We start from the raw sequence: 16,857 nt of genomic DNA, 5'->3' as shown, positions 1-16,857 counted from the left end.
GTCCCGCCCGACGAGACCGCAGACGCACCAAATCGTCATCCAGATAGCGGAAATGAAGGGGTTTCAAGGCTTCTCTTGTTGGCAATTATTGGGTATCCTTCAGGTTGAGACCCCGAAAAGGGGCGGGACAGCTTGAGGCAGAGCGACCAATGACAGACATGGTCTACGGTTCCATCCCCGTGCGGGATGGAGAGCCGGTCATACCCAAATGGTGGCGGACAATCGACAAATGGTCCCTGACATTCGTGTTGGGATTGTTCGGGATCGGGATTTTGCTGGGGCTTGCGGCCTCTCCTCCGCTGGCGGCAAAGAACGGCTACGGCCCGTTCCACTACGTGCAGCGGCAGGCGGTGTTCGGCACGCTGGCGCTGATCGCGCTGTTCCTGACCTCGATGATGCCACCGAACCTGGTGCGGCGCCTCGGCGTCGTGGGGTTCGTGCTGGCGCTTGTGGGGTTGGTGCTGCTGCCCTTCTTCGGTACCGATTTCGGCAAGGGCGCGGTGCGCTGGTATTCGCTGGGCTTCGGCTCCTTCCAGCCGTCGGAATTCCTGAAGCCGATGTTCGTGGTCATCGCGGCTTGGCTGCTGGCGGCCAGCGCGGACCTGAACGGCCCGCCGGGGCGGCTCTTGTCCTTTGCGCTGGCGGTGACGGTGGTCCTGCTGCTGGCGCTGCAACCGGATTTCGGCCAAGCCAGCCTGATCCTGTTCGGCTGGGCGGTGATGTTCTTCATCGCCGGCGCTCCAATGGGGCTGCTGGTGGTCGTGGCCGGGCTGGTCGTGGCCGGCGGCAGTTTCGCCTATAATCAGTCAGAGCATTTCGCCCGCCGCATCGACGGCTTCCTGAGCGCGGATGTCGATCCGCGCACCCAGCTGGGCTATGCCACCAACGCCATTCGCGAGGGCGGCTATTTCGGCGTCGGTGTGGGCGAGGGGCAGGTGAAGATGTCGCTGCCCGATGCCCATACCGATTTCATCATCGCGGTCGCGGCCGAGGAATACGGCCTGGTGCTGGTGCTGGTGATCATCGCGCTCTATGGCGCGATCGTCGGCCGGTCCTTCCTGCGCCTGATGCGCGAGCGTGATCCCTTTATCCGGCTGGCGGGGACCGGGCTGGCGGCGATGTTCGGCATCCAGGCGATCATCAACATGGGCGTGGCCGTGCGCCTGCTGCCGGCCAAGGGGATGACCCTGCCATTCGTCAGCTACGGCGGCTCTTCGGTGATTGCCAGCGGTATTGCCGTAGGCATGTTGCTGGCCTTTACCCGATCGCGGCCGCAGGGCGAGATCGGCGATATTCTGGCGAGGCGCCCCCGATGAACACCACGCGTCCCCTTCTGGTCATCGCAGCCGGCGGCACCGGCGGTCACATGTTCCCGGCTCAGGCGCTGGCCGAACAGATGCTGCATCGCGGCTGGCGGGTGAAACTGTCCACCGATGCGCGCGGTGCCCGCTATACCGGCGGGTTCCCCCACACGGTGGAGGTTGAACAGATCGCTTCCGCCACCTTTGCGCGCGGCGGGCTGCTGGCCCGCGCCTCCGTGCCGTTCCGCATCGCGGGCGGTGTGGCGGCGGCCTTTGCCCGGATGGTGCAGGACCGCCCGGCGGCTGTCATCGGCTTTGGCGGCTATCCGGCGATCCCGGCGATGGCGGCGGCGACGCTGTTGCGGTTGCCGCGCATGATCCACGAACAGAACGGCGTGCTGGGCCGGGTGAACCAGATCTTTGCCCGCCGCGTCAGCGCCGTCGCCTGCGGCACCTGGCCAACCGACCTGCCCGACGGGGTGGAGGCCGTACACGTCGGCAATCCCGTCCGCCGCGCCATCCACGACAAGGCCGGCGCCCCCTATATCGTGCCCGGCGATTATCCGATGTCGCTGCTGGTGATGGGCGGATCGCAGGGCGCGCGGATCCTGTCGGACGTGGTGCCCGCCGCCATTGCGCAGCTGCCCGAATTGTGGCGGCGCAACATTCGCGTCAACCATCAGGCCCGGCCCGAGGATCACGACCGCGTCGCCACCGCCTATGCCGAGGCCGGAATCAATGCCGATGTGCAGCCGTTCTTTCACGACGTGCCCCGCCGCATGTCGGAGGCGCAGTTGGTGATCACCCGCTCAGGCGCGTCGACCGTGGCGGATCTGTCGGTGATCGGGCGCCCGTCGATCCTGGTCCCGCTGGCCCGCGCCATCCGAGACGAGCAATCGGCCAATGCGCGCGGTCTTGTCGGCGCCGGGGCCGCGATCCTGATGCCGGAGAAACACTTCACCCCCGAGGCATTGGCCGAGCAGATGGCGCTGGTCCTGGACAATCCCGACGGCGCGCTGGCCATGGCCCATGCCGCGCTGGCGCAGGGTCGGCCCGAGGCCGCGCAGGATCTGGCCGACATGGTGGAGACCCTCGCCCTGCCGCCCGCGCCGGATGCACCGACACACGACCAAGAGGATCCTACGTGAACGCAGCCACCAAATTGCCCGGAGACGTCGGCCCCATTCATTTCGTCGGCATCGGCGGCATCGGGATGTCCGGTATCGCGGAGGTTCTGCTGAATCACGGATATTCCGTGCAGGGGTCGGATCTGAAGGCGACCAAGATCACGGAGCGGCTGGCAGGGCTGGGCGCGCATGTGTTCGAGGGCCAGAAGGCTGAAAACCTGGCACAGGCGGAGGTCGTGGTGATCTCCACCGCGATCAAGCCGGGCAACCCCGAGCTGGACGAGGCGCGCCGCCGTGGCCTGCCCGTCGTGCGCCGGGCGGAGATGCTGGCCGAGCTGATGCGCCTGAAATCCAACATCGCTGTCGCTGGTACCCATGGCAAGACGACGACCACCACCATGGTGGCCACGCTGCTGGATGCGGGGCGCTTCGACCCCACCGTGGTGAATGGCGGGATCATCCATGCTTATGGCTCCAACGCGCGGGTGGGCCTGGGCGAATGGATGGTGGTGGAAGCCGATGAAAGCGACGGCACCTTCAATCGCCTGCCCGCCACCATCGCCATCGTCACCAATATCGATCCCGAGCATATGGACCATTGGGGCGATTTCGACGCCCTGCGCCGGGGCTTTCTGGATTTCGTGTCCAATATCCCGTTCTACGGTCTGGCCGTCTGCTGCACCGATCATGCCGAGGTTCAGAGCCTTGTGGGCAAGATCACCGACCGCCGTGTCGTCACCTATGGCTTCAACGCCCAGGCCGACGTGCGGGCGGTGAACCTGCACTACAAGGGGGGTGTCGCGCATTTCGACGTGGTGTTGCAGGCCGAAGATCGGGTGATCGAAGACTGCACCCTGCCGATGCCCGGTGATCACAATGTCTCGAACGCGCTGTCGGCCGTGGCCGTGGCGCGGCATCTGGGCATGAAGCGGAACGAGATCCGTGCCGCGCTGGCGGCCTTTGGCGGGGTCAACCGCCGCTTTACCAAGGTCGGCGAAGTCGGCGGTGTCACGGTGATCGACGATTACGGCCATCATCCGGTCGAAATCGCCGCCGTGCTGAAAGCGGCGCGCCAGGCCACCGAAGGCCGGGTGATCGCGGTGCACCAGCCGCACCGCTTTACCCGGCTGCATTCGCTGTTCGACGATTTCTGCGCCTGTTTCAACGAGGCCGATGTGGTCGCCATCGCCCCGGTCTACGCGGCGGGGGAGGATCCGATCCCCGGCGCCGGGCGCGACGATCTGGTGGCCGGGCTGATCGCCCATGGCCACCGCGCCGCCCGCGCCATCGACACCGAAGACGACCTGGAGGCGCTGGCACGCGCCGAAGCACGTCCGGGCGACATGGTGGTTTGTCTGGGCGCCGGCACGATCTCGGCCTGGGCGAACGGTTTGCCGAAACGGCTGGCGGGGTAGGGGTCCCGCGACACAACGCAAAAGACCAAGAACAAGACCAACGAAAAGGAGGCAGGGCATGAGTTTATCGGTGATCGCAGGGGCAACCTGGGTACTGGCGGCGGCGGGCACCGCCATGTTGCCAATGCAGCGCCAATACGGGCCGGGCATGACATTGCTGGTGGCGGCCCCGCTGTTGATGGGGTTCCTGACGCTGGAGCATGGGCCCTGGGCCGGGCTGGCGGCGCTGCTGGCCTTTGCCTCCATGTTCCGCAACCCATTGATCTATTTCCTGCGCCGGGCGCGCGGCCATTCTGCCGAAGAGGTTCGGCTGGCGGTGCCGGAGCACCGGGGATGAGCCTGTCGCTGATCCTGGCCGCGTGCTGGGCCGTTGCGGCCAACGTGGCGGCCATGATCCCGTCGCGCGATGACCATTGGTCGCGTGCCTATGCATTGATCGTGCTGGGCATTCCGGTGCTGGGCATGGTGGTCTGGCAGCACGGTCCCTGGGTCGGGTTGCTGATCCTGGGCGCGGCGATGTCGATGTTGCGCTGGCCGGTGATCTACCTGGCCCGCTGGCTGCGCCGCCGCCTGTCCGGTGCTGGGTCGTCCTCCTCTGCCGCGGCCAATCCGGAGCCCGGCGAATGAGCGCGCCGCAAGATATCTCTGTCCGGGGTCGCCTGACGGCGGAACGGGATCTGGCCTCCCTCACCTGGTTGCGGGTTGGCGGTCCGGCTGAATGGTTGTTTCAACCCGCGGACGAACAGGATCTTGCCGATTTCCTGGCCGCCCTGGACCCCGACGTGCCGGTCTTTCCCATGGGCGTGGGGTCGAACCTGATCGTGCGCGATGGCGGGTTGCGCGGCGTGGTGATCCGGTTGGGGCGCGGGTTCAATGGTATCGATGCCACGGGGGCGCTGGTGCGGGCCGGAGCGGCGGCGCTGGATTCCCGCGTCGCCCGCCGTGCGGCGGAGGCCGGTCGCGACCTGACCTTCCTGCGCACGATTCCCGGAACCATCGGCGGGGCGGTGCGGATGAACGCGGGCTGCTATGGCACCTACACAGCCGATGTGCTGCACACGGTGCGCGCGATCAGCCGCACGGGCGAGGTACGGACCCTGCGGCCCGCCGATCTGGAATTCAGCTATCGCCAGACCACCTTGCCAGAGGGCTGGGTGCTGGTGGAGGCCATGTTCAACGCACCCGAAGGACAGCCCGAGGCGCTGGCCGCCCGGATGGACGCTCAGCTGGCCAAGCGCGATGCGACCCAGCCCACAAAGGACCGCACCGCCGGGTCGACCTTTCGCAATCCTGCCGGGTTTTCCAGTACCGGGCGCGCCGATGACGTGCATGATCTGAAGGCGTGGAAAGTCATTGACGAGGCCGGAATGCGCGGCGCCCGGCGGGGCGGCGCCCAGATGAGCGAAAAGCATTCCAATTTCCTGATCAACACCGGCGATGCCACGGCGGCGGAGCTGGAAGGGCTGGGCGAAGAGGTCAGAAAAAGGGTTTTTAATGCGCGCGGAATAGCGTTAGAATGGGAAATCATGCGGGTCGGTGATCCGGCGTCTAATTGACGTCAGGTTTGCCCGCATGGGTTGAGGCGTAAAGCCCCGGAAAAAGGGGCCGTCTCGGAATAATCAGGGCGTGCGCGCCCGCCAACGATCGGATCAAAGATCCGGCACATTGAGGCAATGCAACGTGGGTTCGTCGGGCAGGACAACCCCCAAGGTGGCAGTCGTGATGGGTGGCCCCTCCGCAGAGCGGGAGGTCTCCCTGTCCACGGGGCGCGAATGCGCCATCGCCTTGCGGGACGAAGGATTCGAGGTCGTGGAGGTCGATGCCGGCCCCGATCTTGCTGCGCGCCTTGCCGAGATTTCCCCCGATGTCGTCTTCAACGCCCTGCATGGCCGGTGGGGGGAGGACGGATGTGTGCAGGGGCTGCTGGAATGGATGGGCCTGCCCTATACGCATTCCGGGGTGCTGGCCTCGGCCCTGGCGATGGACAAGACCCGCTCCAAGGAGGTCTTTCGCAGCGCCGGCCTGCCGGTCGCCGACAGCCTGCTGGCCCCCCGGACGGAGGTGATGGCCCGCCACGTCATGACACCGCCCTACGTGGTGAAGCCCAACAACGAAGGCTCCTCGGTCGGGGTGTACCTGGTGCATGACGGCGCCAACGCCCCGCCGCAGTTGAGCCCCGAGATGCCCGACACCGTGCTGGTGGAAACCTATCTGCCGGGGCGGGAGCTGACGGTTTCCGTGCGCGGCGACTATGCCTTTGCGGTGACCGATATCCTGTCGGAAGGATGGTACGATTACGCGGCGAAATATACGCCCGGCGGATCGCGCCACGTCTGCCCGGCGGAGATCCCGGCCGAAATTTCCGATGCCTGCCGCGACTATGCGCTGCGGGCTCACCGGGCCCTGGGGTGCCGGGGGGTGTCGCGCTCCGATTTCCGTTGGGACGAGGCGCGCGGCGTCGCGGGTATCTTCATTCTGGAGACCAACACCCAACCCGGCATGACGCCGACGTCCCTGACGCCGGAACAGGCGCAGGTCGATGGCTCGGGCTTTGGTGCGTTGTGCCGCTGGATGGTGGAGGACGCCTCATGCGGAAGGTAAGACGCGAGAGATCCGCCGATCCGGCCCCGTCCCGCTGGTCTTACCGGTTGCAGCGCATGATGCTGACGCCGGGTTATCGTCTGGCATTGCGCATCATTCTGCCCGCCGCTGTGTCGGCGGGCGCCGTCTTTGGTTACATGGCCAATGATGCGCGCCGCGACGCGGTGGTCTTGCAGATCGCCGAATGGCGCAGCGCCTTCGAAACGCGGCCGGAATTCATGGTGAACTCGATGGCAATCGAGGGCGCCACTGCCGAGACGCAGCAGGATATCCGCGAGGTGACGCAGCTGGACCTGCCGATGACCTCCTTTGACCTGGATCTGGACGGCATGCGCGCCACGATCGAGGATCTGGCCGCCGTGGCCAGCACCTCCCTTCAGCTGCGGCAGGGCGGGGTGTTGCAGGTCACGGTGCGCGAACGGATTCCCGTCGCCATCTGGCGTGGCCGCGACGGGCTGTTTCTGGTGGACGAAGAGGGCGTCGTGACCGGCGCGCTGAGTTCCCGGGGCCAGCGGCCCGATCTGCCCCTGCTGGCGGGGGAGGGCAAGCCGCACAATGTCGGCGAAGCGCTGGCCCTGCACCGCGCTGCCGGCCCGATCGGCGACCGGCTGCGCGGCATGGTGCGCATGGGTGATCGGCGGTGGGACGTGGTGCTGGACCGGGGCCAGCGCATCCTGTTGCCCGAGGACAACCCGGTGCAGGCGCTGGAGCGGGTCATCGCGATCGACGGCGTGCATGAATTGCTGGCACGCGACCTTGCGGCGGTCGATATGCGCCTGACCCGCCGCCCGACCATCCGAATGAATGAAGCGGCGGTCGAAAAGTGGTGGCAGATCAAAGACCTGGTGGTGGAGACGGACTGACAGATGACGCAGCTATATGAATCGCAACGGGCAATGCGGAACATGCGCAAGGCGGCGATCCAGCGGGGCGTCGTGGCTGTGCTGGATGTCGGGACGTCCAAGATCGCCTGCCTGGTGCTGCGTTTTGACAGCACCGACCGTCGTCCGATGAAGGCCGATGGCGTCGGATCGCTGGCCGGACAGGCCGGGTTCCGGGTGATCGGCGCCGCGACGACCCGGTCGCGCGGGGTGCGCTTTGGCGAGATCGAGGCCATGGCGGAAACGGAGCGCGCCATTCGCACTGCCCTGCAAGCCGCGCAGAAGATGGCGAACCTGCGGGTCGACCATGTGATTGCCTGTTTTTCGGGCGCCGGGCCGCGCAGCTACGGGCTGGCCGGCCAGGTGCTGGTGGAGGGCCAGCAGGTCAGCGAACAGGATGTCAGCCGCGCGCTGGCCTCCTGCGATGTGCCTGACTACGGGGAGGGGCGGGAGGTGCTGCATGCCCAGCCGGTGAATTTCGCCCTGGACCACCGCTCTGGACTGATCGATCCGCGCGGCCAGATCGGCGATGTCCTGTCTACCGATGTGCATATGCTGACCGTCGATGCCGCCGCGATCCAGAATCTGGCCCATTGCGTGAAACGCTGCGACCTTGAATTGGCCGGGGTTGCCTCCTCCGGCTATGTCTCCGGCATCTCGTCGCTGGTGGAGGACGAGCAGGAGCTGGGCGCCGCCTGCATCGACATGGGCGGCGGATCGACCGGCGTGTCGGTCTTCATGAAGAAGCACATGATCTATGCCGACGCCGTGCGCATGGGCGGGGAGCATGTGACAGGCGACATCTCCATGGCACTTCAGATCCCCTTTGCCACCGCCGAACGGATCAAGACCTTTTACGGTGGCGTTGTGGCTACCGGCATGGATGATCGCGAACGCATCGAGATCGGTGGAGAGACCGGCGATTATGAACGCGACAGCCGCACTGTCACCCGCGCTGAACTGATCGGCATCATGCGCCCGAGGGTAGAGGAAATCCTGGAAGACGTGCGCGCCCAGCTGGACGCCGCGCAATTCCAGCATCTGCCCAATCAGCAGATCGTGCTGACCGGGGCCGCCAGCCAGATTCCCGGTCTGGACGGGTTGGCCAGCCGCATTCTGGGTCAACAGGTCCGCCTGGGCCGGCCGTTGCGGGTGCATGGCCTGCCGCAAGCCGCCACCGGTCCCGGCTTTGCCAGCGCGGTGGGCATGTGCCTGTTCGCGGCCCATCCACAGGACGAATGGTGGGATTTCGACCTGCCGCTGGACACCTACCCGGCGCGTTCGTTGCAACGCGCGGTGCGTTGGTTCAAGGAGAACTGGTGACGCAAAATGCGGTGTGGTCGCGTAAATCGGGCGGAATTCCGCTATTTTTCAAGCATATTTGGTGGTGATTTGCCGATTTCAACGTGACCTGCGATTGGAAAAGCGTTAGAATTAGACGCGACAGGCAAGACAAGCCCCGGTGAACCGGGCCAGATATCAGGCGGACAGATCCATGACCTTGACCCTTTCCATGCCCGGACAGGAAGAACTGAAGCCCCGGATCACCGTGTTCGGCGTCGGCGGCGCTGGCGGCAACGCAGTGGACAACATGATCGAAAAGGCGCTGGACGGCGTCGATTTCGTGGTCGCCAACACCGATGCCCAGGCACTTCAGAATTCTTCGGCGCAATCGCGCATCCAGCTGGGCGTGAAAGTGACCGAGGGTCTGGGCGCGGGTGCCAAGGCCTCCATCGGGGCAGCCGCCGCCGAGGAAAGCATCGAACAGATCGTCGATCATCTGGCCGGCGCGCATATGTGCTTCATCACCGCGGGCATGGGCGGCGGTACGGGCACGGGCGCTGCGCCGATCATCGCGCAAGCGGCGCGGGAGCTGGGCGTACTGACCGTCGGGGTCGTGACCAAACCCTTCCAGTTCGAGGGCGCCAAGCGGATGCGCCAGGCTGAAGACGGGGTCGAAGCTCTGCAAAAGATGGTCGATACGCTGATCATCATCCCCAATCAGAACCTGTTCCGCCTCGCCAACGAGAAGACGACCTTTACCGAAGCCTTCTCCATGGCGGATGACGTGCTGTACCAGGGCGTGAAGGGCGTGACCGACCTGATGGTCCGCCCCGGCCTGATCAACCTGGACTTCGCCGATGTGCGCGCCGTGATGGACGAGATGGGCAAGGCCATGATGGGCACCGGCGAAGCCGAGGGCGAAGAACGCGCCGTCCAGGCCGCCGAGAAGGCGATCGCCAACCCGCTGCTGGACGAAATCTCCCTGCGCGGCGCGAAGGGCGTGCTGATCAACATCACCGGCGGCCACGACCTGACCCTGTTCGAATTGGACGAGGCGGCCAACCGCATCCGCGAAGAGGTCGACCCCGACGCCAACATCATTGTCGGCTCCACCCTGGATGACGGCATGGAGGGCAAGATGCGCGTGTCCGTCGTCGCCACCGGCATCGACGCCAGCGAAGTCCCGATGGATATCCCCGTGCCGCGCCGCAAGCTGTCGGAGCCGCTGCGCCCGACCCAGGCCGCTCCGGAAACCCAGCCGGAACCGCAGCAGCAGCCGGCCTACCAGCCGCAGCAGCACGTGGCCGAGGCCGCGCCGGAACAGGCAAGCTTTGACGGGTTCGAAGGCCACCGCGACAACGGTGCCCTGACCGAAGACATCTTCAGCGAGGAAGACGTCGCGCCGGCGCCGGCCCCCGCGCCGCGGGCCGCGCCCGCCCCGCGACCCGCGCCGATGCAGCGTGCCCAGCCCCCCGCCCCGGCGGAGGAGCATTACGAGGATGACGACCTGCCGCCGCCCGCCTATGTGCCGCGCAGCGTCGAACAGCGGGCCACCCGCTTCGAGGAGCCCGCACCCGAGGAAGCCTATGTCGCGCCGCAGCGTCCGCGCCCCGGCCAGCCCTCTCCCGAGGCGCTTGCCCGGCTTCAGGCTGCGGTCAACAAGGCGCCGCGCAGTGCCGGTGCTGGCGCCCCGTCGCGCCATCAGCCGCAACAACAACCTGCGGCCCAGCATCACGACACGGAGAAGTCGCGCTTTGGCGGGATCAATTCGCTGATCAACCGCATGACCGGCCAGGCGGAGGCGGACCAGCGTCCGCAGCAGGCCCAGCCCACCGCGCCGCAGCCGCAGGCACGGACCCAACCGCCGGTGCGGGGCTTCGGCGCCGCCCCCAGCCGGGTTGAGCCGGAGGAGGATCCCGACCAGGAGCGGATCGAAATTCCCGCTTTCCTGCGGCGTCAGGCCAACTGACCAGTCACGATATCCCGGGGCATCCCCCCGGCAAGGGCCGCCCGCCGGGGCGGCCTTTTTCGTTTCGGATCAACGAGATGTTGCACGATGTTTCAGTGCCATGCAGCATTTCGCCGAAGCTGCGGGCCACTATTACAATACGTTGCAAAGAGTGAGTTGAGGCCAGGCGCCGCAGGATTTAGCTAAACTTCAATCAAGGTCGCCTCTGCCCACAGGCGTGTCGACCTGCTGCTCATTTGGGGACCAATGTGCAACAGACGCTGAAATCTTCGGTCGTGTTCACCGGCCTTGGCCTGCATTCCGGACGTAGCGCGCGGATGGTGATCCGCCCGGCGGCCGCAGACCATGGCATCCGGTTCCGACGCACCGACATCGCCCTGGGCGATGCGGTGATCCCGGCCCGCTGGGATCTGGCCGAACGGACCGCGCTGTGCACCCGGCTGGCCAACGGCGCAGGGGCCAGCGTCTCTACCGTGGAACATGTCATGGCCGCGCTGGCGGGCTGCGGTGTGCACAACGCCCTGATCGAGATTGACGGCCCCGAGGTTCCGATTCTCGACGGCTCTGCCGCGCCCTTTGTGCGGGGGCTGCTGGCGTGCGGGCTGGTCCGGCAATCCGCGCCTGTGCTCGCGATCGAGGTTCTGCGCCCGGTCGAAGTCCACGACGGTGCCGCTTGGGCCCGGTTGGCACCGGGGAAGATGATGGAAATTACCTTCGACATAGATTTCGAAGACTCGGCCATCGGACATCAATCCCGCCACCTGGTGATGAAGAACGGCAGCTTCGTACGTGAACTCTGCGACGCGCGGACGTTCTGCCGGCAGGCGGATGTGGACCTGATGCGTGCAAATGGCCTGGCCCTGGGCGGGTCGATGGACAATGCCGTCGTGGTCGAGGGGGACCGGGTGATGAACCCCGAAGGGCTGCGCCACGCCGATGAACCGGTGCGCCACAAGATGCTGGACGCTCTGGGCGATCTTGCGTTGGCGGGTGGGCCGATCCTGGGACATTATACCGGCTATCGCGCCGGTCACAGCCTGACGAACACATTGCTGCGGGCGCTTTTCGCCGACAAGACGAACCTGCGCGCGATTCCCTGCAACCCCGTTCAGGCGTCCGGATTGCCCGGGGTGGGGGTGCATCTGTCCGAAATTCCCGCCGTCGCCTGACCGCATGGTGCGGCAAGTTGATCGTCGCCCCGAAATCTCTGGCGCAAAGACGTTTTGCACCGCAATTTTCTGTGCTAGACCGCTGGGACGAGTGGAGGGCTGCGGCAACATGCAGCCCGTGCAGGACGGCAGAAGAGGGTGGGAGACTACATGACACTTGGCGGTTTCGGGGCGAAGCTGGCAGGCCCGGTCCTTCTTCTGGCGCTGACGGCCTGCGGAGACGGTGGCGTGAAGCCGGGCGAAGCTCCGATGGAATCCTTCACGGCCGAACAGATCTTCGAGCGCGGTGAATTCGAGGTGAATCGCCGGCGTTTCGATGACGCCGCCGAGTATTTCGGCGAGGTCGAGCGCCTGTACCCCTATTCCGATTGGGCCAAGCGTGCGCTGATCATGACCGCCTTTGCCCAGCATCGGGGCCAGAATTACGAGGAAAGCCGCGCCGCCGCGCAGCGCTACCTTGATTTCTACCCCACCGACGAGGACGCGCCCTATGCGCAATATCTCCTCGCTCTCAGCTATTATGACCAGATCGACGAAGTCGGGCGCGACCAGGGCCTCACCTTCCAGGCGCTGCAAGCCCTGCGCGCGGTGATCGAGAAATATCCCGACAGCGAATATGCCAAATCAGCGATTCTGAAGTTCGAATTGGCCTTCGACCATCTGGCGGCCAAGGAAATGGAGATCGGGCGCTACTACCTGCGCCGCGATCATTATACCGCCGCCGTGAACAGGTTCCGCGTCGTGGTGGAGGAATTCCAGACCACGACCCATACGGCCGAGGCGCTGCATCGCCTGGTGGAGGCTTACCTTTCGCTGGGCCTGACGGAGGAAGCCCAGACCGCGGGCGCGATTCTGGGGTACAACTTCCGCTCTACCAGTTGGTACGAGGACAGTTTCAAACTGTTGTCGGGTCGCGGTCTGGAACTGAAGGCGGCGGGCGACAGCTGGCTGCGTCAGGTCTATCGCCAGATGATCAAAGGCGAGTGGTTGTAAACCACTTCCAGTAGGACCACCATATCTGGTAGGACAGGGGCGGGCGACTTTTCCGCCCGGCTTCGGGACGATACGGCGTATGCTGCGCGCTCTGGATATTCGCGACATGTTGATCATTGACCGGCTGGAGCTTGCGTTCCAGCCCGGTCTGAACGTGCTGACCGGGGAGACCGGCGCCGGGAAATCCATTCTGCTGGACTCGCTGGGTTTCGTGCTGGGCTGGCGCGGGCGGGCCGATCTGGTGCGTGCGGGGGCCGATCAGGCGGAAGTCACGGCCGTATTCGACCTGCCCCGGAACCATCCGGCCCATGCGATTCTGTCGGAGGCAGGGCTGCCGGGTGGGGCGGAATTGTTCCTACGCCGGGTCAACACGCGCGATGGTCGCAAGACGGCATGGATCAACGACCGCCGCGCCAGTGGCGAGGTGCTGCGTAACCTCTCTGACGCGCTGGTCGAATTGCATGGCCAGCATGACGATCGCGGCTTGCTGAACCCGCGCGGTCACCGCGCTATCCTGGATCAATTCGGTGCGCTGGACCCGTTGCGGCAGGCGGTGCGCGAGACCTGGCGCAGCCGCGCGCAGGCGGTGAAGGTGCTGGATGCGGCCCGCGCCGCGCTGGAGGCTGCCCAAAAGGAAGAGGATTTCCTGCGCCACGCGGTGGGTGAGCTGGAAAAGCTTGCTCCCGAACCGGGGGAGGACGCATCGCTGGACGCCCGTCGCCGCATGATGCAGGGCGCCGAGAAGGTGCGCGCCGATGTGGCCCGCGCCTCCGGCGCGCTTGGCCCCGAGGGGGCGGAAGGCGCGATGGGCGATGCGTTGCGCTGGCTGGACGGCGCCGTCGACGGCGTGGAGGGCCGGCTGGACCCGGCCATCGCGGCCCTGGGCCGGGCGTTGACTGAATTGGGAGAGGCCTCGGACGGGGTGTTGCGCTGTCTTGACGCTCTGGATTTCGATCCGCTGGAACTGGAAGCGACAGAGGAACGGCTCTTTGCCATTCGCGGCCTCGCACGCAAGCATGACGTGGCCCCCGATGACCTGGCGGCCCTGGCTGACGGGCTGTCCGCGCGGCTGGCCGCGATCGACGGCGGTACCGCCGAGATCGGTCGACTGGAACGTACCGCGCGGGAGGCCGGGGCGGCCTATGATAGCGCCGCCGCCGCCCTGACCGCCGCACGCAGCAAGGCTGCTGCCGCGCTGGATCGCGCCATGGACGCAGAGCTGGCCCCCCTGAAGATGGAGCGCGCCCGGTTCGAAACCCGGCTGAGCGAGGCGGAGCCGGGCCCCGACGGGCGCGACGACGTGACCTTTACCGTGGCGACCAATCCGGGTGCCCCGGCGGGAGCGTTGAACAAGATCGCTTCGGGCGGGGAGCTGTCGCGCTTCCTGCTGGCGCTGAAGGTCTGCCTGGCCGGGGAGGCCCCCGGCGTCACCATGATCTTCGATGAGATCGACCGCGGCGTTGGCGGGGCCACCGCCGATGCGGTCGGCCGCCGGTTGTCGCGATTGGCGGACAATGGCCAGGTGCTGGTGGTCACCCATTCCCCGCAGGTTGCCGCCCTGGGCCAGCACCACTGGCAGGTCGCCAAGCGGGTGGAGGGGGAGCGCACGCTGTCCTCCGTCACCGCGTTGTCGGAGGCGGACCGGGTGGACGAGCTGGCCCGGATGCTATCCGGCGATGCCGTGACCGAGGAAGCGCGCGCCGCAGCGCGGCGATTGATGGACGCCCGTTAGGTTTGTTCGGCTTTGCGGTGCGCGCAAGATTGGTGCGCGGGCCATAGGCTGGGAGGTTCCGTGCCATGGGGGATGTTGCGGCTTTCAGGCCGAGGGGGGGCAGGCCCTGCACCTTGCGCCAGGCGTCCCTTGTGGCCGATGGACCCGCCAGGCAACGGCGACGGCCACAAGGCGACACGCCTGCGACACATATGTGCGCAGGCGTGCAGGCCGGGAAAAACCCTGGCAGGCTGGCAAAGTCATTGGTTCTGAAAAAGACCCGGTAAGCTGGGCCGTCACTCAATATCGCTGTCCAAATGGCGCCGTTCACATCGCCGCTCCCGACCGGGATGGTCGGAATAGACCTCGCACCGGATGGTGCGGCCCTGCCGGGGGCTTCCGGTGCGGGGCGGACCCGACCGGAAGCTTGGTACCAATCAACCAACTAACACCCTCCATCATGGTCCCGATCCGGAACCCCGGTCATACCCCGAATGGGGTATGACGCTGAGGTTTTCGGTAAATGTTTGAAGAATGGAGAGAATCTCTTCCCAGCGTTCGAAGAACAGCAGCTGGCCAGAGCCTTCGAGAACCCGGAAGTCAATCCATGGATATTCCGCCCGGTGCTCTGCCTGGGTGGCGGGCGGCGTCTGGATATCCTTGTCTCCGCGTAGGAAACAGGTTGGCACCCGACCGTTAAGCGCCTGCATTTCCGCGCTCCAATCCATGCCATGCACCAGCAGCATCTCGGTGGAAAACGCGGTCGCGGCCTCTGTCCGGGGGCCCAGAACGATGTCGGAGCCGACGGCCACGGCCTCGAAAATCTCGGGGGTCTGGGTCAGAACGCGCACCGAACCGTCGGGGCCATAGATGGTTTCCAGGAACCGCCGCTTGCCCATCCGTCGCGCCATGGCAAAGGCTGCCCGGATCATGAACGGTAACAATTGCGGAGTATGCCGGGCAGAGGCGAGGGCAAAGCGGTGCCAGCGGCCCATCCGTTCGATCTGCTCCGGCAGGCTCTGCGGCAGCGTCCCGGCAGGGGCGATCAACGCGGTGATCCGGCCGGGGAAGTCCCGGTGGAACCGCGCCGCAAAGATCACGTCGTCGTCCAGCGCCAGGAACGGCGCACGTTCGGCCCCGGCATGGTCCATCAACGCGGCGATGTCGCCTGCGACCTCGCTCAGTACATCGGCGTCGCGCTGCAGCGGGGTCGAGGCGCCGTAGCCGGGCCGGATCGGCACCAGCACCGCCAGCCCCTGACGCAGGGCGTGGGTTTCGGCGGCGGCGGGCCAGCGGCAGAACCCGAAGTTGGAACACAGATACACCACCGGGCGCCCGCCGGGATCGCCCAGCACCAGGTATTCCATGATCCGCCCGCCGGGCCGGTCCAGCCGCAGGAAGGGCCTGTCCTTCAGCGTGGCGTAGCCGCGGCTGACATTGCCCGCCTCCGCCGGGGTGCCGATCACGGCGGGCTGCACGCCGGTGCCTATTTCCATCACCGACAGCACCAACCGCAGCAATTCGGCCTGGCTGTGGCATTCGGTCTTGCTTTGCAGGGTCTTGATCTGGCTGCGCACGGTTTCCAGTGAACGCCCGCGCTTGGCCGCGATGTCGCGCAAGCTGCGCGATTGCGTCAACTCCCGCAGGATATCCGTCTCGGCTCGGGTCAGGCCGAAAGCGTCGCGCAAAGTTTCCTCGGCCTCTGCGGGCCAGTGCAACTCCGAGGTGACGACCACGGCAAACGGCGCGCTGCGGGCCGGGCGGATGACCGACAATTGCACCAGGATCAGGTGCTGGTCGGCCCCTCCCCGCACTCGCAACATGCCGCTGTCCTCGCCGCTGTCGGGACGCAGCAGGCGGCGGATCTCTCCGGCTAGCCCGTCCCCGCCGTCGGGGTCCAGAGGCAGCCCGGCAACATTGCTGCCAGGGGTCGCGCCAAAGGCCTCGGCCGCGGCGGGATTGACGGCAAGGATGCGCAGGTCGGCATCGGCGGCAAAGGCCGCGTTGCGGGCAAAGCGCGACAGCTGAACCTCCTCCGCGCGGTCGGGTGCGGTATCGCGGGCCTGGTCCAGCAGGGTCGCCACGCGTTTGAAATGGGCGATGAAATCGACCCCGCCGGCCACCAGATCTTCGGGCCGGGCACCGTCACGGCGGAAGCGGCGGGTCAATTCCTCCCAATGTTCGGGAAAATCGCTGTAGGTCAGGGGGTCGACGGCCACGTCGTACAGGCACCCGATGATGCGATCCTCCAGATCCGAATGCCTGTCCGTTCCCATCGGGTTGCCTGTCCCTGCCATCCCCAAGCATGTGACCGCGCCTTGCCGAAAGCAACAGCGCTTTGGGCACACCCTCCCTTGCGGGGAGAGCTATGGCCGCCCTGTCTTTTCCCTGTCAGCGCAATCGCCT

14 protein-coding genes are annotated in these 16,857 nt (G+C 66.3%); 13 read left to right on the top strand and 1 reads right to left on the bottom strand.

Translation table 11 applies throughout. The annotated features are described in order from the left end of the window. The first annotated feature begins 149 nt into the window (after window positions 1-149). From G5A46_RS00155 to recN, 13 genes are all read left to right on the top strand, one after another. Window positions 150-1,316 carry a peptidoglycan glycosyltransferase FtsW gene (locus tag G5A46_RS00155; RefSeq protein WP_163846169.1) on the top strand — a complete coding sequence of 389 codons (1,167 nt, stop codon included), beginning with the start codon at window positions 150-152 and terminating at the stop codon, window positions 1,314-1,316. Beyond that, a complete protein-coding gene (locus G5A46_RS00150) occupies window positions 1,313-2,449 on the top strand; it encodes a UDP-N-acetylglucosamine--N-acetylmuramyl-(pentapeptide) pyrophosphoryl-undecaprenol N-acetylglucosamine transferase (protein WP_163846167.1) in 1,137 nt (378 codons plus the stop codon). The genes G5A46_RS00155 and G5A46_RS00150 overlap by 4 nt, the downstream gene beginning before the upstream one ends. After that, window positions 2,446-3,843: a UDP-N-acetylmuramate--L-alanine ligase gene (gene murC, locus G5A46_RS00145; protein ID WP_163846165.1), complete on the top strand. Its 1,398-nt coding sequence runs from the start codon at window positions 2,446-2,448 to the stop codon at window positions 3,841-3,843. Before G5A46_RS00150 ends, murC begins: the two co-directional genes overlap by 4 nt. Before the next feature lie 58 nt (window positions 3,844-3,901). Continuing rightward, window positions 3,902-4,180, top strand: coding sequence for a DUF2484 family protein (locus G5A46_RS00140; RefSeq protein WP_163846163.1), 279 nt, complete (start codon window positions 3,902-3,904; stop codon window positions 4,178-4,180). Further along, complete coding sequence (locus G5A46_RS00135) at window positions 4,177-4,470, top strand: DUF2484 family protein (protein WP_163846161.1); 294 nt, start codon at window positions 4,177-4,179, stop codon at window positions 4,468-4,470. Before G5A46_RS00140 ends, G5A46_RS00135 begins: the two co-directional genes overlap by 4 nt. Then, window positions 4,467-5,399, top strand: coding sequence for a UDP-N-acetylmuramate dehydrogenase (gene murB / locus G5A46_RS00130; RefSeq protein ID WP_163846159.1), 933 nt, complete (start codon window positions 4,467-4,469; stop codon window positions 5,397-5,399). Before G5A46_RS00135 ends, murB begins: the two co-directional genes overlap by 4 nt. Before the next feature lie 166 nt (window positions 5,400-5,565). Next, on the top strand, window positions 5,566-6,444 hold the full coding sequence (locus G5A46_RS00125) for a D-alanine--D-alanine ligase (RefSeq protein WP_239520812.1): 879 nt from the start codon (window positions 5,566-5,568) through the stop codon (window positions 6,442-6,444). Beyond that, window positions 6,432-7,307: a cell division protein FtsQ/DivIB gene (locus tag G5A46_RS00120; RefSeq protein WP_163846157.1), complete on the top strand. Its 876-nt coding sequence runs from the start codon at window positions 6,432-6,434 to the stop codon at window positions 7,305-7,307. The genes G5A46_RS00125 and G5A46_RS00120 overlap by 13 nt, the downstream gene beginning before the upstream one ends. Window positions 7,308-7,310: 3 nt before the next feature. After that, window positions 7,311-8,648, top strand: a complete 1,338-nt coding sequence (gene ftsA, locus G5A46_RS00115) for a cell division protein FtsA (RefSeq protein ID WP_163846155.1) — start codon at window positions 7,311-7,313, stop codon at window positions 8,646-8,648. A gap of 172 nt (window positions 8,649-8,820) precedes the next feature. Continuing rightward, the gene (gene ftsZ, locus G5A46_RS00110) at window positions 8,821-10,578 is read left to right on the top strand and encodes a cell division protein FtsZ (RefSeq protein ID WP_163846153.1); all 1,758 of its coding nucleotides are present in this window, start codon (window positions 8,821-8,823) and stop codon (window positions 10,576-10,578) included. A gap of 248 nt (window positions 10,579-10,826) precedes the next feature. Further along, window positions 10,827-11,747, top strand: a complete 921-nt coding sequence (gene lpxC, locus G5A46_RS00105; RefSeq protein ID WP_163846151.1) for a UDP-3-O-acyl-N-acetylglucosamine deacetylase — start codon at window positions 10,827-10,829, stop codon at window positions 11,745-11,747. Window positions 11,748-11,897: 150 nt separating this feature from the next. Then, entirely contained in the window at window positions 11,898-12,740 is an 843-nt protein-coding gene (locus G5A46_RS00100) for an outer membrane protein assembly factor BamD (protein WP_163846149.1), read from the top strand. A 79-nt stretch (window positions 12,741-12,819) separates the two neighbouring features. Beyond that, a complete protein-coding gene (recN, locus tag G5A46_RS00095; protein WP_163846147.1) occupies window positions 12,820-14,472 on the top strand; it encodes a DNA repair protein RecN in 1,653 nt (550 codons plus the stop codon). A gap of 437 nt (window positions 14,473-14,909) precedes the next feature. Here recN and G5A46_RS00090 read toward each other — a convergent pair whose 3' ends face one another. Further along, window positions 14,910-16,727 carry a bifunctional helix-turn-helix transcriptional regulator/alpha/beta hydrolase gene (locus G5A46_RS00090; RefSeq protein ID WP_163846145.1) on the bottom strand — a complete coding sequence of 606 codons (1,818 nt, stop codon included), beginning with the start codon at window positions 16,725-16,727 and terminating at the stop codon, window positions 14,910-14,912. Window positions 16,728-16,857 lie beyond the last annotated feature (130 nt).

It is taken from the genome of Pseudooceanicola aestuarii (assembly GCF_010614805.1).
GTDB classification, from domain to species: domain Bacteria; phylum Pseudomonadota; class Alphaproteobacteria; order Rhodobacterales; family Rhodobacteraceae; genus Pseudooceanicola; species Pseudooceanicola aestuarii.
The sequence above is the reverse complement of the archived record's forward strand: the minus strand, read 5'-3'. Positions and strand labels throughout refer to the sequence as shown.